Genomic DNA, 15,441 nt, shown 5'->3' with positions numbered 1-15,441 from the left:
CTTAACCCGGTCTTCAGGGGCGCGGGGGACGATGCCGCCTTCGCCCCACACCACCGGAGTCCACGCGTGATCGCCCGAGCCCAGGACGGACTGCTCCTCGCTGCGCGCCTCTTGCTCGCGGCCGCGCTGCTGCCGACCGGCATCGCCCGCGCCCTCAACGTCTCGGGCTTCGCGCTGACGCTGGCCGGCGCCGGCGTCCCGGCCCCGAACACGGTGGCGACGCTCGCCGTCGTGGTCCAGGTGTTCGGGCCGCTGGCGCTGATCGTCGGCGTGCTGCCGCGGATCACCGGCGTCGCGCTGGCCGGGTTCGCCGCCCTGACGGCGGTGCTGCTCCACGCCTTCTGGCAGTTCTCCGGCCCGGCGGCCGCAGCCGAGCGCACCCTGATGCTGGCCGATTTCGGGCTCGCGGGCGGCTTCCTGATCTATGCGCTGACCGGACCGGGCGCCTGGAGCTGGCAGGGCTGGCGCGCCGGCACGGCCGGCCGGCCCGTCGCGAAATCCGCGTCGAAAGCCTCGGCCAAAGGTGGCGCGAAGGCCAGCGCCAACTCAAACCGCCCCCGCCGCGCCAAGGCGGCCTGAGACGGGCTCGCGGCGGACCGCGCTACCGCGCTGCGAGCGCGATCAGGCCGAGGTGCCCGGCGATCCCGAGGAACCCGACGAGGTTGATCCCGAAGACCCGGCCGCGCAGCCTCACGTCGTCGGTCAGGGTCTGCACCGCCGTGTGCGCGAGGCGGCCGGCGACGAACAGCCACGCGCAGGCGACGTCGAACCGGCCGACCTCGCCCAGGGCGACCAGCAGCGCGACGCAGCCGACCATCAGAACCGGCAACTCGAACTGGTTGGCGAGGTTCCGGGTGATCCGCGCGACCGCCCGCGGCTCGTCGCGCCCGAGCACGAAGGCGTCGTAGCCGACCTCGCCCCGCCCCACCGCGCGCAGGCGCGCCAGCGACAGCCAGACGTAGAGCGCCATCATCAGCCCGATCTGGGCCATCACCGGTTGCAGGATCAGGGCGTTCAAGGGAGGCCTTCGCAGGCGGGTCGACGGGGTGGGGGCACGGCCTATTGCCGGCCCGGCGCGGCCGTCGGCGCGGTGCGCGCGATCATCCGGCCGGACACCTCGGCGCCGGCATCCTGCGCGAGTTGCCGGAAGGGGAAGACCGAGGCGGCCGAGATCAGCGCGACGGCTAGGAACGCCGGGCCGAAATCCGCGGCCGCGATCGCGCTGCGGCCGTGCCACGCGGCGGCCCCTTCCAGCGCAAGCGCGCCCAGCGTCACGCCGAGGCTCAGCGAGATCTGCTGCGCGACGCTGGCGAGGCTCGTGCCCGCGCTCATCTCGGCCTTCTCGAGGTCGGCGTAGGCGATGGCGTTGACGCAGGTGAACTGGAGCGAGCGCAGGCAGCCGCCGAGGAACAGGATGCCGAGCATCAGCCCATGCGGCGTGCTCGCGGTGTAGAGGCCGTTCACCGCGAGGAAGAACGCGGCGAACACCGCGTTGCAGACCATGACCGGTCGGAAGCCGTAGCGTCGCAGGATGCGGGGGCCGACCGTCTTCACGAACATCGCCCCGGCGGCGGCCGAGAACGTGATCAGCCCCGATTGCAGCGGATCGAGCCCGAACCCGACCTGCAGCATCAGCGGCAGCAGGAACGGGATCGCCCCGGTGCCGATGCGAAACAGGCTACCGCCGATCACCGCGATGCGGAAAGTCGGGTGGCGCATCAGGTCGAGGCGCAGGATCGGATGGGCCATCCGCCGCGAGTGCCCGAAATAAAGCGCGAGCAGCACGGCGCCGCCGCCGAGGCTCGCCCAGGTCATCCAGCCCGGCAGCAGGTGCCGGCCGGTGGAGGCGAGACCGAGCATCAGGGCGGCGAGCCCCGGCCCGAGCATCGCGAAGCCGACGAGGTCGAGCGGCGGCCGCTCGGGCTCGCGGACGTCCTCGAAGTACAGCGTCGCGAGCACGATCCCGACGATTCCGATCGGGATGTTGATGAAGAAGATCCAGCGCCAGTCGAGATAGGTGGTGATCAGGCCGCCGAGCGGCGGACCCATGATCGGGCCGATCAGGGCCGGAATCGTCAGGTAGGCGAGCGCCGAGACCAGCTCGGCCTTCGGCACGCTGCGCAGGATCACGAGGCGGCCGACCGGCACCATCATCGCGCCGCCCAGACCCTGCAGGAACCGGGCGGCGACGAAGCCGGCGAGCCCGTTGGAGACCGCGCAGGCGACCGAGCCTGCCATGAACACCGCGATCGCCGCGCGGAACACGGTGCGCGAGCCGTAGCGGTCGGCCATCCAGCCGCTGATCGGGATGAAGATCGCCAAACTCACCAGATAGGCGGTGAGCGCGAGCTTCAAGGCGATCGGATCCTCGCCGAGGCTCTGCGCGATGGTGGGAAGCGCCGTGGCGATCACCGTGGAGTCGGTGTTCTCCATGAACAAGGCGGTGGCGACGACGAGGGGGACGATCTGGGATGCGCGCATCGGGCCGGAGGAAGGTTCGGGGCGCCCTGCCTCGTGGCGTCGGCGGGGCGTGCGCTGCAGCGCTTGACACGGGATGTGCGCCCGGTCGATCCGTGGCGGATCGGCCACGCTTTGTTTCTGAACATGGCTGAACGCGGCCTCGACCCTTCCGAGACGGGGGGATCGGCCTTAAGCTTTACGGTAACGATGCCGAGCTTCCGCGCGGTGCCCCGACGTTCGTCGGCGGCGCCCGGGACGCCGCGGCGAGACCCGCGAAAGTGCCAGGATGCTTCGTCCATCGACCCTGCCCCGATCGGTGACAAGGCTCGCCGCCGCGTCTGCGGTGATGTGTGCGCTCGGCGCCTGCGGCACCGTCCTCCTCAACGACGTCGGCTCGCTCTCCCGATATGACCGCCTCCGGGCCAGCACCGAGGCCTCGACCACGGCGCGCCTCTACGCCGACGCCGGGGCGCTCGCCCGGACCAAGACCGTCCGGATCATCCCGACGCAGTTTCCCGCCAACGTTGCGGGCGCCGTCGGCATCGGCGAGGCCGAGCGCCGGCTCGTGGCGAACAACGCCGACCGCGCGCTCTGCTACGAGCTGTCGCTGCGCTACGACGTGGTGTCGAGCCGCAACGCCGACTTGACGGTGCGCGCGCAGGTGACCCGCGTCGACCCGACCGACCTGCTCGGCGCGGGCGCCACCATCGGCACCTCCGCCGCCGTCACCGTGGCGGGGCAAATCGGCATCGGCTTCGCCGAGGGGCTCGGGCGCATCCCGATCCCGCGCGTGCCGATCGGCCTCGGGAGCCTCACGGTCGAGGCCGAGGCGCTCGACCGCCGCCACGAGCAGCGGGCGGCGATGGTGTGGGGCGGGGCGGCGAACTCGTTCACGAGCCAGCCGCGCTACTCGCGGATCAGCGACGCCTACGACCTCGCCGGCGACTTCGGCCAGGATTTCGGCTTCTACCTCGCCACCGGCGAGGACCCGTTCAAGGCGCCGCTCACCCTGCCGACCTGGAACCGCGTCCGCGTGACCACCCTGGGCGAGGCTCCGCTGGACCCGGATTGCGAGGCGTTCGGCCGGGCGCCCGGCGTCGACGGCATCCTCACCGACTACATCGGCCTGCCGCCGGACTATTCCGACAAGGGGCCGCGCACCCGCTGACGGGCGGGGGCGTCCCGGACGCCATGCGGCGGACGCAACCGGCCCACGCGGCGTTTATCCCGCACCGCGCGGGGTTGCCGCCTTTGCGGGCACCGCACCGCATGATACTGGCCCGTGCCAACCCGCTCCATGCCGCGTTCGACCTTCGGTCGCCCCGGCAGCCCTCCAGGACCGTTGGCTCATGGCCCGTATCAGCTCCGCTTCGATCATCGAGGGCCTGACCTTCGACGACGTCCTCCTGCGCCCGGCCGCCTCCTCGGTGATGCCGACCGAGGTCAACGTCGCGACGCAGCTGACGCGCACCATCAGCCTCAACCTGCCGATCGTAGCCTCGGCCATGGACACCGTCACCGAGGCGCCGATGGCCATCGCCATGGCCCAGAACGGCGGCCTCGGCGTGATCCACCGCAACCTCGAGCCGGCCGAGCAGGCCGAGCAGGTGCGGCTGGTCAAGAAGTACGAGTCGGGCATGGTGCTGAACCCGATCACCATCCATCCCGACGAGACCCTGGCCGACGCCTTCGAGGTGATGAAGGTCAACCGCATCTCCGGCATTCCGGTGGTCGAGCGCGGCCCCAACGGCTCGCGCGGCAAGCTCGTGGGCATCCTCACCAACCGCGACGTGCGCTTCGCGACGCACCCGGCCCAGCCCGTCTCCGAGCTAATGACCCGCGACCGGCTGATCACCGTGCGCGAGGGCGTGACGCAGGACGAGGCCAAGCACCTCCTCCACCAGTTCCGGATCGAGAAGCTGCTCGTCGTCGACGACCACTTCCGCTGCATCGGCCTGATCACGGTCAAGGACATCGAGAAGCAGGTCACCTACCCGAAGGCGGTGAAGGACGAGCAGGGCCGCCTCCGGGTGGCGGCGGCCACCACCACCGGCGACCAGGGCTTCGAGCGGGCCGAGCGCCTGATCGACGCCGGCTGCGACGTGATCGTCGTCGACACCGCGCACGGCCACTCGATCAAGGTGCTCGACAGCGTGCGCCGGGTGAAGCAGCTCTCGAACGCCGTGCAGGTCATCGCCGGCAACGTCGCGACCCGCGAGGGCACGCAGGCGCTGATCGACGCAGGCGCGGACGCGGTGAAGGTCGGCATCGGGCCGGGCTCGATCTGCACCACCCGCATCGTCGCCGGCGTCGGCGTCCCGCAGCTCACCGCGATCATGGAGGCGGTCGAGGCCGCCCACGACGCCGGCATCCCGGTGATCGCCGACGGCGGCATCAAGTATTCCGGCGACCTCGCCAAGGCGATCGCCGCCGGCGCCTCGGTGGCGATGCTCGGCTCGCTGCTGGCCGGCACGGACGAGGCACCCGGCGAGGTGTTCCTGTACCAGGGTCGCTCCTACAAGAGCTATCGCGGCATGGGCTCGGTCGGCGCGATGGCCCGCGGCTCAGCCGACCGCTATTTCCAGGCCGAGGTCAACGACACCCACAAGCTCGTGCCCGAGGGTATCGAGGGGCAGGTGCCTTACAAGGGCCCGGTGGCGGCGGTCTTGCACCAGCTCGCCGGCGGCCTGCGCGCCGCGATGGGCTATGTCGGCGCCCCGACCGTGCCGGACTTCCAGGAGCGGGCGCAGTTCATCCGCATCACCAATGCGGGTCTGCGCGAAAGCCACGTCCACGACGTGACGATCACGCGCGAGAGCCCGAACTACCCCTCGCGGACCTAAGGCTTGGCTGAAACCGGCCGTCCCTTGTTCTTCTCGCCGACCCTTGTGCGATCTCACCGGCAGCGAGGCGCGAAGTTGGGATCGTGGGCGACCTGAATCTGACGATTGTCGATCAGATGCTGATGGCGCAATTGCTCGAGCGAGCGGCCGAAGATGGGCGCGCGCCCGAGGAGATCGCCAAGGACGCCCTCTTCCGCGGCCTGATGTGGACGCCGGCAGAGCGCCTCGCACACGCCGATCGCATCCGAGCCGCCTCCCGGGACCCCGCCGACGGCGATCGGCTCGAAGACAGCACGCTGATGATCCGGCGGTTGCGTGACGGAACGTGATCCTCGTCGTTGACGCGAGCGTCATCGTGAAATGGTACATCCGGGAGGAAGGGTCGGACGGCGCCCGTCGCCTTCTGTCCGGACCGGACTTGCTCGTCACACCGACCCATGCGGCCGCCGAGATCGGGCATGTCCTCACGCGCCATGTGCGTGCCGGGGCGCTGCCTCGGGACGAGACGGCCGCGGCGCTCGCAGGGCTGTCCCGCACGGCGTCCGCAATCCCGCTCGGCGTGCTCCATGCCGAAGCGATCGCGGTGGCGGTCGATGCAGGGACCTCGTTCTACGACGCACTCTACGTCGCGGCGGCGGCCGGCTGGAACACGCGCGTCGTCACGGCCGATCTGCATCTCGTCCGCACGATGTCGGGCACACCGTGGGCCGCCCCGGGTCGTCGGCCTCACGGATTGGTCGGCTGAACCTCGGGGTCCATGAGGGCTGAACGCGCGGATCGACGGTGTGTGATCCGAGACGGCCGTTGCGCCGCGCGTTCGGCGCACGCATGGGATCGTCAGGTGAACGCTGCTCGGGAGAAGACGTGATGCGGGTGCTGGTGGTCGGGGCCGGGGCGACCGGTGGCTATTACGGGGCGCGGCTCGCCGAGGCCGGGCGCGACGTGACGTTCCTGGTCCGGCCGGCGCGGGCGAAGAAGCTCGCCGCGAACGGGCTCGTCGTGACGAGCAAGCTCGGCGACCTGCACCTCGGCGCGCCGCGGACGGTGACGGCGGACGCGCTGGCCGAGGCCGGCGGCTTCGATCTCGTGCTGCTCTCGTGCAAGGCCTACGACCTCGACAGCGCCCTCGACGACATCGCCCCCGCGGTGGGGGAGGGCACCGCCATCTTGCCGGTCCTCAACGGGCTGGCCCATCTCGACGCGCTCGACGCGCGCTTCGGCGCACACCGCGTTCTCGGCGGTTCCTGCGCCATCGCGGCGACGCTGGGGCCGGACGGCGAGATCCGCCACATGAGCGACTTCTGCACCCTGACCTACGGCGAGCGCGACGGCACCCGCTCCGAGCGCTGCGCCGCGATCGAGGCGATGATGCAGGGCGCGACGTTCCAGCCGCGCCTGTCGGACAGGATCGTGCTGGAGATGTGGGAGAAGTGGGTGTTCCTCGCCACGCTCGCCGGCGCGACCACGCTGATGCGGGGCGCGATCGGCGACGTCGTCGCGGCCGAGGGCGGCCGGGACTTCATCGCCGGCCTGCACGACGAATGCCTCGCCATCGCCGACGCGAACGGGTTCGCGCCGCGCGAGAAGGTGGCGACCCAGGCCCGCGTCATGCTGACCGCGGACGGATCGCCGCTGACCGCCTCGATGCTCCGCGACATCGAGGGCGGGGGCCGGATCGAGGCCGACCACGTCGTCGGCGACCTGATCGCCCGCGGGCGCGCGACGGAGCGCAAGCTTCCGCACCTCGAGCGCGTGTTCACCGGCTTGAAGACCTACGAACATCGCCGCGCCCGCGAAACGGTCGCCTGAGACCTCGGCCCCGATGAGCCGAGGGACGGGACCGATCAGTAGCGCGGGCCGGGCGGCGGGGGCGGGTTGCCGTATTCGAGCTGCGTCTTCGCATCGAGCGGGCGGCGCGGCGGCGGCGTGAGGTCGGGTGCGGCCGGCGCGGTGGAGCAGGCGGCGACCGCCAGCATCAGGATGCCGGCGAGGGTGAGGTGGATCACGGGCGACATGGGTTCATCCGGCCTTCGCGACGCAGGGACGCGTCGCAGCCTGCGGGTCTGGACGCTGATCGCGCCGGAAGCTCGGCCGTATCGTGTCCGCCGCGCGGGCTAAGCGTGGCCGTATCGTGGCGTCGCCGATTTCCTTCGACAGGCGGTGGGCGCCGGGTCTATCGCGCTCGCGACACCTGCTGATCCGCAAGAGGAGACCGTCCTGACTCCAGCCGCCCGCTGCGCCGCCGCCATCGAGGTGCTCGCCGACATCGCCGGCCGCCGACGGCCGGCCGCCGACGCCCTTAAGGATTGGGGCCTCAACCACCGCTTCGCCGGATCGGGCGACCGCGGCGGCATCGCCAGCCTCGTCTACGACGCCCTGCGGCGGCGGTCCTCGGCCGCCTGGATCATGGGCGACGACAGCCCGCGCGCGGTGCTGCTCGGATCGCTCCGCCTGCAGCAGGGCCTCGCCGCACCCTCGATCGCGGCGCTGTTTAACGGCGAGGGCTTCGCGCCGGAAAAACTCGCCGAGAACGAGGGCCGGCGCCTGTCGGAGGGCAACCTCGCCGACGCGCCGCCGCACGTCGCGGGCGACGTGCCGGAATGGGTGCTGCCGCAGCTCGAGGCGATCCTCGGCGACGAACTCCTGCCCGAGCTGAAGGCGCTCGCCCGGCGCGCGCCCCTCGACATCCGCGTCAACGCCCTGAAGGGCGACCGCGAGGCGGCGATGCCGGGCCTCGCCCACCACGGCGCCGCGCCGACGCCGCATGCGCCCATGGGCCTGCGCGTGCCGATCGGCGCAGACGGGCGCGGGCCGGCCCTGCATGTCGAGCCGGAGTTCTTGGACGGCTGGTACGAGATCCAGGACGAGGGCTCGCAGCTCGCCGCGATGATGTCCGGCGCCCGCAAGGGCGAGACGGTGGTGGACCTCTGCGCAGGCGGCGGCGGCAAGACCCTGGCGCTGGCCGCGCTCACCGGCAACGGCGGCCGCCTCGTCGCCACCGACGACGACCCGCGCCGCCTCGCGCCGATCCACGAGCGCCTGCGCCGGTCCGGCGCGAACGCCGAAGTGCGCACGCCCCGCGGCGGCCGGATGCGCACGGACGTGCTCGGCGACCTCGACGGGCACGTCGACCGCGTGCTGGTGGACGCCCCCTGCACCGGCACCGGCACGTGGCGCCGAAACCCCGACGCGAAGTGGCGCCTGCGGCCCGGCAGCCTCGCCGCCCGGGTCGCCGAGCAGGCGACGGTGCTCGACCGCGCCGGGAGCCTCGTGCGCCCCGGCGGCCGCATCACCTACGTCACCTGCTCGCTGCTGCCGGCGGAGAACGACGACGCCGTGGCGGGCTTCCTCGCACGCGGCGGCGGCGCGTTCGCGGTGGTGCCTGCGCGCGAGGTGGCGGACGCGCACGCTCCCGGCCTCGCCGAGGCGCTTCGCTTCACTGCGCACGGGCTGCAGATGAGCCCGGCGCGCACCGGCACGGACGGGTTCTACGTCGCCACCCTGACCCGGGCCGGCTGAGGGCCGCAACCGCTCCGTCCAGCCGGCGTTGTCCGAGCGATCCCGAAGACGCTGCCTCTCAAGACGCCGCCTCGAAGACACCGCAGGAGACCGATGGGCCTGGATCGGAGAACGCTCCTGGCGGCGACCGCGGCCGCGATGGCCGGGCAGGGCGCGGCGCGGGCACAGGGGGCGGTCAAACCGCCGGGCGAGCTGGTCCCCGCCCTGCCGCGGACGGCGCCGGGCGCGCAGCTTCAGGTCATCGACCTCTGGCCGGGCGACCCGCCGGGCGGCGGCGAGGGTCCCGATCCGAACGGCTACCGCTTCGACGAGACGGCGCGCGGCGTCATCACCAAGGTCGAGCGCCCGTGCCTTCTGGTGATCCGCCCCGACAAGCCGAACGGGTCGGCGATGATCGTGGCGGCCGGCGGCGGCTACCGGTTCATCGACATCGGCAACGAAGGCGTGCCGGTGGGCCAGATGCTGACGGCCGTCGGCGTGACGGTCTTCCTGCTGATCTACCGGCTGCCCGGCGAGGGCTGGGACAACGGCCCCGACGCCCCGCGGCAGGACGCGCAGCGCGCCGTGCGCCTGGTCCGCGCGCAATCGACGGAGCTCGGCATCGATCCGGCCCGCGTCGGCGTGCTGGGCTTCTCGGCCGGCGGCCACCTGATGGGCGAGACCGCGGTCGGCAACCAGAACCTCTATCCGCCGGTGGATGCGCACGACGCCCTGCCGTACCGGCCGGCGCTCGCCGGGTTGCTCTATCCCGTCATCACGATGAAGGCGCCTTTCGACGGCACCTCGACCCGGCGCGTGCTCGTCGGCGACGAGGTCACCGAGGTCGAGATGCGGACCTACTCGGTCGATGTGCAGGTCCGCGCCGACACGCCGCCGATGTTCATGGCGCAAGCGATGGACGACCCGATCGCGGTCTGCGACCACGTGCTCCTGATGTTCGCCGCGCTGCGCAAGGCGAAGATCCCGGCCGAGATGCACCTGTTCGAGCGCGGCGGCCACGGTTTCGGCCTCGGGCCGCCCGGAACGCCGGTGGCGGCGTGGCCCGGCCTGTTCCTCGCCTGGCTCCACGTCCGCGGGTTCCTCGCCGCCTGATACGATTTCGGGTCGATTGGCTCGGTGAGCACCGTGCCCGTTTTCCCGGACGGGTGAAGCGTCAGTGGAACCCGATCCGGAACTCAGCAGAAGACGTCGCGAAGCAACGAAACCTTGCGCCGTTCGGATCGAGCCGCTGACGCGGCCCTTGATGATGCTGGATCCCGGATCACCGTCCGCTGGCGCTCCAGGCGTCCGGAAAACGTCGCGCAGGCGAAGTCGTCGGTCGGAAACCGGATGTGGGCGCGCCGCCATGGTTCGGGATACGCCGTGCCGCATCGGGTCCGGCGCCCATGCGCGCCGTGAACAGGCTGGCGCGGCCCGCATGCGGCGCCCGCGTTGCACGGCGCAATCGCCTCGTCTAACGCGAGGGGCATGAACACCGACCACGACAAGATCCTGATCGTCGACTTCGGCTCGCAGGTGACCCAGCTCATCGCCCGGCGCGTCCGGGAGGAGGGGGTCTATTGCGAGATCGTGCCATTCACGAAGGCGGCCGAGGCCTTCGCCGAGACGCGGCCGAAGGGCGTGATCCTCTCGGGCGGCCCCGAATCGGTGACGAGCGACGCCTCGCCGCGCACGCCCCAGGTGGTGTTCGATTCGGGCGTTCCGGTCTTCGGGATCTGCTACGGCCAGCAGACCATGGCGGCCCAGCTCGGCGGCGAGGTCGAGGGCGGCCACCACGCCGAGTTCGGCCGGGCCGAGATCGAGATCCTGTCCGATTGCCCGCTGTTCAAGGGCGTCTGGCACGTCGGCGAGCATTACCCGGTCTGGATGAGCCACGGCGACCGGGTCACCAAGTTGCCCGACGGCTTCACCACCGTGGCGATCTCGAAGAACGCGCCGTTCGCCGCGGTCGCCGACGAGGCGCGCAACTACTACGCGGTCCAGTTCCACCCCGAGGTGGCGCACACCCCGCACGGCGCCCTGCTGATCCGCAACTTCGTGCGCGACATCGCCGGCTGCTCGGGCGACTGGACCATGGGCGCCTACCGCGCCGAGGCGATCGCCAAGATCCGCGAGCAGGTGGGCTCCGAGAAGGTGATCTGCGGCCTCTCGGGCGGCGTCGATTCCTCGGTGGCGGCGGTACTGCTGCACGAGGCCATCGGCGACCAGCTCACCTGCGTCTTCGTCGATCACGGCCTGCTGCGCATGGGCGAGGCCGAAGAGGTCGTGCGGCTGTTCCGCGACCACTACAACATCCCCCTCGTCCACGTGGAGGCGCAGGACCTGTTCCTCGACGCGCTGACCGGCGTCAGCGACCCCGAGGAGAAGCGCAAGACCATCGGCCGGCTGTTCATCGACGTGTTCGACGCGGAATCGAAGAAGATCGGCGGCGCGGCGTTCCTGGCTCAGGGCACGCTCTATCCGGACGTGATCGAGAGCGTGTCGTTCTCGGGCGGTCCGTCCGTGACGATCAAGAGCCACCACAACGTCGGCGGCCTGCCCGCGCGCATGAACATGAAGCTCGTCGAGCCCCTGCGCGAGCTGTTCAAGGACGAGGTGCGGGTGCTCGGGCGCGAGCTCGGCCTGCCCGACGCCTTCGTCGGCCGCCACCCGTTCCCCGGACCGGGCCTCGCGATCCGCTGCCCCGGCACGATCACCCCGGAAAAGCTGGAGGCCCTGCGCAAGGCCGACGCGATCTACCTCGACGAGATCCGCAAGGCCGGCCTCTACGACACGATCTGGCAGGCCTTCGCGGTGATCCTGCCGGTGAAGACCGTCGGCGTGATGGGCGACGGGCGCACCTACGACCACGTCTGCGCGCTGCGCGCTGTCACCTCCGTCGACGGCATGACCGCCGACTTCTACCCGTTCGACATGGCCTTCCTCGGCCGGGTCGCGACCCGGATCATCAACGAGGTGAAGGGCATCAACCGCGTCACCTACGACATCACCTCGAAGCCCCCCGGCACGATCGAGTGGGAGTGATCCCGGCTGCGTTCGACCAGCCCGGATTTACTGCACACGCAGGCCCCTCAGGCGGTGCCGACGCCATGCCGACCGCCTGAAACATGTGGCTTGAGGGACGGTTAAGCACCTTTCGCTAAGCTCTGCGCCTTACCGAACTCGGGCCAGGGAACGCGAACGATGACAGCCGGCAGGGCCGATCCGATCGGCGTCGACGCGCCGCGGGCCGCCGCGCCGGTCGGCCGCGACCTCGCCCAGACGCTGGTCTTCGCCGGCACCCTGCTGCTCGCCGCCTTCCTGCTGTTCGCCCTGCAGCCGATCTTCACCAAGCGTGTCCTGCCGGTGCTCGGCGGCACGCCGGCGGTGTGGTCCGTGGCGACCGTGGTGTTCCAGGGTCTGCTGCTGGCCGGCTATGCCTACGCCCACGCGATGACGCGCTGGCTGTCCTTGCGCACCTCGGTCGTCGTGCACGGCGTCGTGCTGCTCGCCGGCTCGACGTTCCTGCCGATCGCGGTCGCGACCGAGGCCGGCGCGGCGCAGGGCGGCGACGAGGCGCTTTGGCTCGTCGGCCTGTTCCTCGCGTCGGTCGGCGCGCCGTTCTTCGCCCTGTCGGCGAGCGCGCCGTTGCTGCAGGCCTGGTACGCCCGCTCGGGCAACGCCCGGGCGCAGGACCCGTACTTCCTCTACCGCGCCTCCAACCTCGGCTCGTTCGCAGCGCTGATCGCCTACCCGCTGGCGATCGAGCCGGTCTTCGGGCTCGCCGAGCAGACCCGGCTGTGGTCGGCCGGCTACGCGCTAGCCGCCGGCGCGGTCGCGGCCTGCGCGCTCACCGTCCTCGGTGGCGCGCACAGTCGCGGCCCGGTCGCAGTGACGCCCGAGGTGGCTGGCACCGCCCCGAGCCTGGCGCGCCGCCTCGCCTGGGTCGGCCTTTCGGCCGTGCCGTCCGGCCTGCTCGTCGCCGTCACCGCCCACGTCACCACCGACGTCGCCGCGATCCCGCTGATGTGGGTGCTGCCGCTGGCGCTCTACCTCCTCACCTTCGTCATCACCTTCCGCCCGCTCGCGACCTGGCCCGAGCGTCCCCTCGCGGCGGTGCAGGTGGCGGGGACCGCCGTCGTCCTTGGCGCAGCCATGATCGGGCGTCTGCCCTTCGCCGCCGACCTGCCGCTCAGCCTCGGCCTCTGCTTCGTCGCGGGCCTCGTCGCCCACCGGGCGGTCTACCACCTGCGGCCGGCCCCGAGCCGGCTGACCGAGTTCTATCTCTGCACCTCGCTCGGCGGCATGCTCGGAGGCCTGTTCGCCGCGCTGATCGCGCCGAGAGTGTTCTCGACGGTGGCCGAATATCCGATCCTGCTGGTGGCGGCGCTCGCCTGCCGGCCCGGCGCCCTGGTCGCCCCGCGGTTCGCCGCCGGGGCGGCCCTGCGGCGGCTTTCCGTGTCGCTGGCCGGCGCGGCCGGCCTCGCCCTCCTCGCGCGGTTCGCGCCCGAGGCGGCGCCTTCCGTGGCCGCCGCGATCATGATGACGATCCTGCTGCTGAGCTGGCGCGCGCCGCGGGCGGCGTTCGGCCGTGCCGCCCTGTTCTGTGCGCTGGTGCTGGCGATGCCGCTCCTGTCGGCACAGGACGTGGAGAACCGGCGGAGCTTCTTCGGCGTCCACCGCATCGAGACCGACCCGCAGGGGCGCTTCCGCCTCCTCGCGCACGGGACGACCCTGCACGGGGCAATGCGCATCCGCGAGGACGACGGGCGCCCGGCCCTCGGGCGCCCGGAGCCGACGACCTACTACGCTACCGGCCATGCGATCGCAGACGTGCTCGAAGTCGCCCGCAACGCCTACGGGCCGCTGCCGCGCGTGTCGGTGGTCGGGCTCGGCGCGGGCAGCCTCGCCTGCCAGGCACGCCCGGGCGAAGCCTGGACCTTCTACGAGATCGACCCGGAGGTCGTCCGGATCGCCAGTGACCCGACCCGGTTCCGCTTCCTCTCAGCCTGCGCGCCCACGGCCCGCATCGTTCAGGGCGACGCCCGCCTGACGCTCGCCCGCGCAACGGAGCCGACGCGCGTCCTCATCGTCGACGCGTTCTCCTCCGACGCGATCCCGATGCACCTGCTGACGGGCGAAGCGCTGGCCCTCTACCGCGACCGCCTCGACGCGCAGGGCGTGCTGGCGCTCCACGTCTCGAACCAGCATTTCGACCTGCGGCCGGCGCTGGCCCGAGCCGCGGCGGAGCAGGGCCTGACGCTGCTTCAGCGCATCGACGCGATCGACGAGCCGATCGAGCGCCGCTACCGCATGCGCGCGATGGTGGTGATCGCGACCCGCGATCCGGCGATCACGCGCGAGGCCGAGCGGCTCGGCTGGACGCGGGTCGCGCCCGACCTGACTCGCCGGCTGTGGACCGACGACTACGCCAACGTGCTGGAAGCCTTCCTCGACCTGATGCGCCTGCGCCTCGGGGGCGGTCTCGCTGCCGGACATTGAGCACGCCCCGCTCTCGGCCCACGCGCGAATTCGACCTCGCTGACAGCGCGGTCTTCGCCACCATGAAGCCGACCGCACTCACAGCGCGGTCTTGGGCATCAGCATGTGCACGCCCTTGTTGCCGTCGACCGTCTGCGTGATGCGCAGGTTTCCGGTGAGCGAGCACAGCATGTAGGCTTGGTTGCGGGTGAGCCCGGTGCGGGCGCAGACGTGGCGCACCATCTCGCGCACCGCCTGCCGCATCGCCTCGTCGAGGCTTTCGTGCAGGCCGATCGACATCAGGTCGGTGGGCGTCTCGGCGAACGGCCATTCGTAGCCGAGGTCCTTGCGCACGGTAAGGCGGAAGGTGCCGGTGAGCCCGGTCTCCAGCGCCGTGATGCAGACCTCGCCGTCGCCCTGCACGCCGTGGCCGTCCCCGGCGTAGAACCCGGCGCCGGCGTTGTAGACCGGCAGGTAGAGGGTCGCGCCGACCTTCAGCTCCTTGTTGTCCATGTTGCCGCCGAAGCCGCGCGGCACCGCCGTGCCGACGCGTCCCCAGGCGGCGGGCGGCGCCGTGCCGAGGATGCCGAAGAACGGATCGAGCGGCAGCTCGGTGCCCCACGGCAGCACGCAGACGCCGCGCGCCACGTCGATGTCCGGGTGGATGGTCTCGTACTCGGTGAACTCGTCGGGCAGCGTCCCCAGCAGCGGCAGGATCGAGACGGAGCCCCAATCCTGACGGAACGCCAGGTCAAGGATCTCCACCTGCAGCACGTCGCCGGGCTCGGCGCCGCGGACGTGGACCGGGCCGGTGACGAAGTGCGGGCCGGGGCCGGGGACGCATTGATCGAGCACCGCCAAGTGCTCGGCCGAGACCCGCGCGGGGTCGGGATGCAGCGTCGCCCGCGCACCTGCGGGAAAGGAATGCAGCGTGACCGTGTCGCCCGACTCGATCTCCAGCACCGGCGGCAGCGCGGCGTCGAAGTATCCGAGCACCATCGTGTCGGGGACGGCCGGAATCTCGTGATGCGTCGGCATGCGCGCTCCTGGGTTGGGTTCGCCGGGTCCGGCGGCGCATCCTGCGCTCCACCTGCCGACGCCGTGCGGGGCGATGCCAATGCAATCAACGAACCAGCGAGCGCCCTTGCCAAGCCTTGGC

The 15,441-nt window shown here is 71.7% G+C and carries 14 protein-coding genes; 10 read left to right on the top strand and 4 right to left on the bottom strand.

All coding sequences use genetic code 11. The annotated features are described in order from the left end of the window. Window positions 1-66 precede the first annotated feature (66 nt). A complete protein-coding gene (locus FV234_RS08855; protein ID WP_147828777.1) occupies window positions 67-579 on the top strand; it encodes a DoxX family protein in 513 nt (170 codons plus the stop codon). A 22-nt stretch (window positions 580-601) separates the two neighbouring features. Here FV234_RS08855 and FV234_RS08850 read toward each other — a convergent pair whose 3' ends face one another. Beyond that, the gene (locus tag FV234_RS08850; RefSeq protein ID WP_238272845.1) at window positions 602-1,018 is read right to left on the bottom strand and encodes an MAPEG family protein; all 417 of its coding nucleotides are present in this window, start codon (window positions 1,016-1,018) and stop codon (window positions 602-604) included. A gap of 41 nt (window positions 1,019-1,059) precedes the next feature. After that, a complete protein-coding gene (locus FV234_RS08845; RefSeq protein WP_147828776.1) occupies window positions 1,060-2,481 on the bottom strand; it encodes an MFS transporter in 1,422 nt (473 codons plus the stop codon). Between the two features lie 325 nt (window positions 2,482-2,806). On the opposite strand from FV234_RS08845, the gene FV234_RS08840 reads away from it, so the two are divergent. The 5 genes from FV234_RS08840 (at window position 2,807) to panE (ending at window position 7,112) form a co-directional block, all read left to right on the top strand. Next, entirely contained in the window at window positions 2,807-3,628 is an 822-nt protein-coding gene (locus tag FV234_RS08840) for a DUF3313 domain-containing protein (protein ID WP_246686146.1), read from the top strand. Window positions 3,629-3,809: 181 nt separating this feature from the next. Next, entirely contained in the window at window positions 3,810-5,303 is a 1,494-nt protein-coding gene (guaB, locus tag FV234_RS08835; RefSeq protein ID WP_147752281.1) for an IMP dehydrogenase, read from the top strand. Window positions 5,304-5,386: 83 nt separating this feature from the next. Beyond that, complete coding sequence (locus FV234_RS08830) at window positions 5,387-5,632, top strand: hypothetical protein (protein WP_147828774.1); 246 nt, start codon at window positions 5,387-5,389, stop codon at window positions 5,630-5,632. Continuing rightward, window positions 5,629-6,048, top strand: a complete 420-nt coding sequence (locus FV234_RS08825; RefSeq protein WP_147828773.1) for a type II toxin-antitoxin system VapC family toxin — start codon at window positions 5,629-5,631, stop codon at window positions 6,046-6,048. Before FV234_RS08830 ends, FV234_RS08825 begins: the two co-directional genes overlap by 4 nt. A 122-nt stretch (window positions 6,049-6,170) precedes the next feature. After that, window positions 6,171-7,112, top strand: a complete 942-nt coding sequence (gene panE, locus FV234_RS08820; protein ID WP_147828772.1) for a 2-dehydropantoate 2-reductase — start codon at window positions 6,171-6,173, stop codon at window positions 7,110-7,112. A 35-nt stretch (window positions 7,113-7,147) separates the two neighbouring features. Here panE and FV234_RS26130 read toward each other — a convergent pair whose 3' ends face one another. Next, window positions 7,148-7,318, bottom strand: a complete 171-nt coding sequence (locus tag FV234_RS26130) for a hypothetical protein (RefSeq protein WP_187273620.1) — start codon at window positions 7,316-7,318, stop codon at window positions 7,148-7,150. A 202-nt stretch (window positions 7,319-7,520) separates the two neighbouring features. On the opposite strand from FV234_RS26130, the gene FV234_RS08815 reads away from it, so the two are divergent. From FV234_RS08815 to FV234_RS08800, 4 genes are all read left to right on the top strand, one after another. Next, the gene (locus tag FV234_RS08815) at window positions 7,521-8,822 is read left to right on the top strand and encodes an RsmB/NOP family class I SAM-dependent RNA methyltransferase (RefSeq protein ID WP_147828794.1); all 1,302 of its coding nucleotides are present in this window, start codon (window positions 7,521-7,523) and stop codon (window positions 8,820-8,822) included. Window positions 8,823-8,915: 93 nt separating this feature from the next. After that, the gene (locus FV234_RS08810; RefSeq protein WP_147752286.1) at window positions 8,916-9,914 is read left to right on the top strand and encodes an alpha/beta hydrolase; all 999 of its coding nucleotides are present in this window, start codon (window positions 8,916-8,918) and stop codon (window positions 9,912-9,914) included. Window positions 9,915-10,289: 375 nt separating this feature from the next. Next, complete coding sequence (gene guaA, locus FV234_RS08805; protein WP_147764316.1) at window positions 10,290-11,846, top strand: glutamine-hydrolyzing GMP synthase; 1,557 nt, start codon at window positions 10,290-10,292, stop codon at window positions 11,844-11,846. 159 nt (window positions 11,847-12,005) lie between these two features. Next, window positions 12,006-14,303, top strand: coding sequence for a fused MFS/spermidine synthase (locus FV234_RS08800; protein WP_147828771.1), 2,298 nt, complete (start codon window positions 12,006-12,008; stop codon window positions 14,301-14,303). A gap of 78 nt (window positions 14,304-14,381) precedes the next feature. On the opposite strand, the gene FV234_RS08795 is transcribed toward FV234_RS08800, so the two are convergent. Then, the gene (locus tag FV234_RS08795; RefSeq protein ID WP_147828770.1) at window positions 14,382-15,320 is read right to left on the bottom strand and encodes an acetamidase/formamidase family protein; all 939 of its coding nucleotides are present in this window, start codon (window positions 15,318-15,320) and stop codon (window positions 14,382-14,384) included. Window positions 15,321-15,441: the final 121 nt, after the last annotated feature.

The sequence above is a fragment of the Methylobacterium sp. WL8 genome, assembly GCF_008040045.1.
GTDB classification, from domain to species: Bacteria; Pseudomonadota; Alphaproteobacteria; order Rhizobiales; family Beijerinckiaceae; genus Methylobacterium; species Methylobacterium cerastii.
The sequence above is the reverse complement of the archived record's forward strand: the minus strand, read 5'-3'. Positions and strand labels throughout refer to the sequence as shown.

What these genes read in the sequence shown, in the direction of transcription:
- FV234_RS08845 (WP_147828776.1), bottom strand. Translation starts at nt 2,481, where the DNA reads ATGCGCGCATCCCAGATCGTCCCCCTCGTCGTCGCCACCGCCTTGTTC.
- FV234_RS08840 (WP_246686146.1), top strand. Translation starts at nt 2,807, where the DNA reads ATGTGTGCGCTCGGCGCCTGCGGCACCGTCCTCCTCAACGACGTCGGC.
- guaB (WP_147752281.1), top strand. Translation starts at nt 3,810, where the DNA reads ATGGCCCGTATCAGCTCCGCTTCGATCATCGAGGGCCTGACCTTCGAC.
- panE (WP_147828772.1), top strand. Translation starts at nt 6,171, where the DNA reads ATGCGGGTGCTGGTGGTCGGGGCCGGGGCGACCGGTGGCTATTACGGG.
- FV234_RS26130 (WP_187273620.1), bottom strand. Translation starts at nt 7,318, where the DNA reads ATGTCGCCCGTGATCCACCTCACCCTCGCCGGCATCCTGATGCTGGCG.
- FV234_RS08810 (WP_147752286.1), top strand. Translation starts at nt 8,916, where the DNA reads ATGGGCCTGGATCGGAGAACGCTCCTGGCGGCGACCGCGGCCGCGATG.
- guaA (WP_147764316.1), top strand. Translation starts at nt 10,290, where the DNA reads ATGAACACCGACCACGACAAGATCCTGATCGTCGACTTCGGCTCGCAG.
- FV234_RS08800 (WP_147828771.1), top strand. Translation starts at nt 12,006, where the DNA reads ATGACAGCCGGCAGGGCCGATCCGATCGGCGTCGACGCGCCGCGGGCC.
- FV234_RS08795 (WP_147828770.1), bottom strand. Translation starts at nt 15,320, where the DNA reads ATGCCGACGCATCACGAGATTCCGGCCGTCCCCGACACGATGGTGCTC.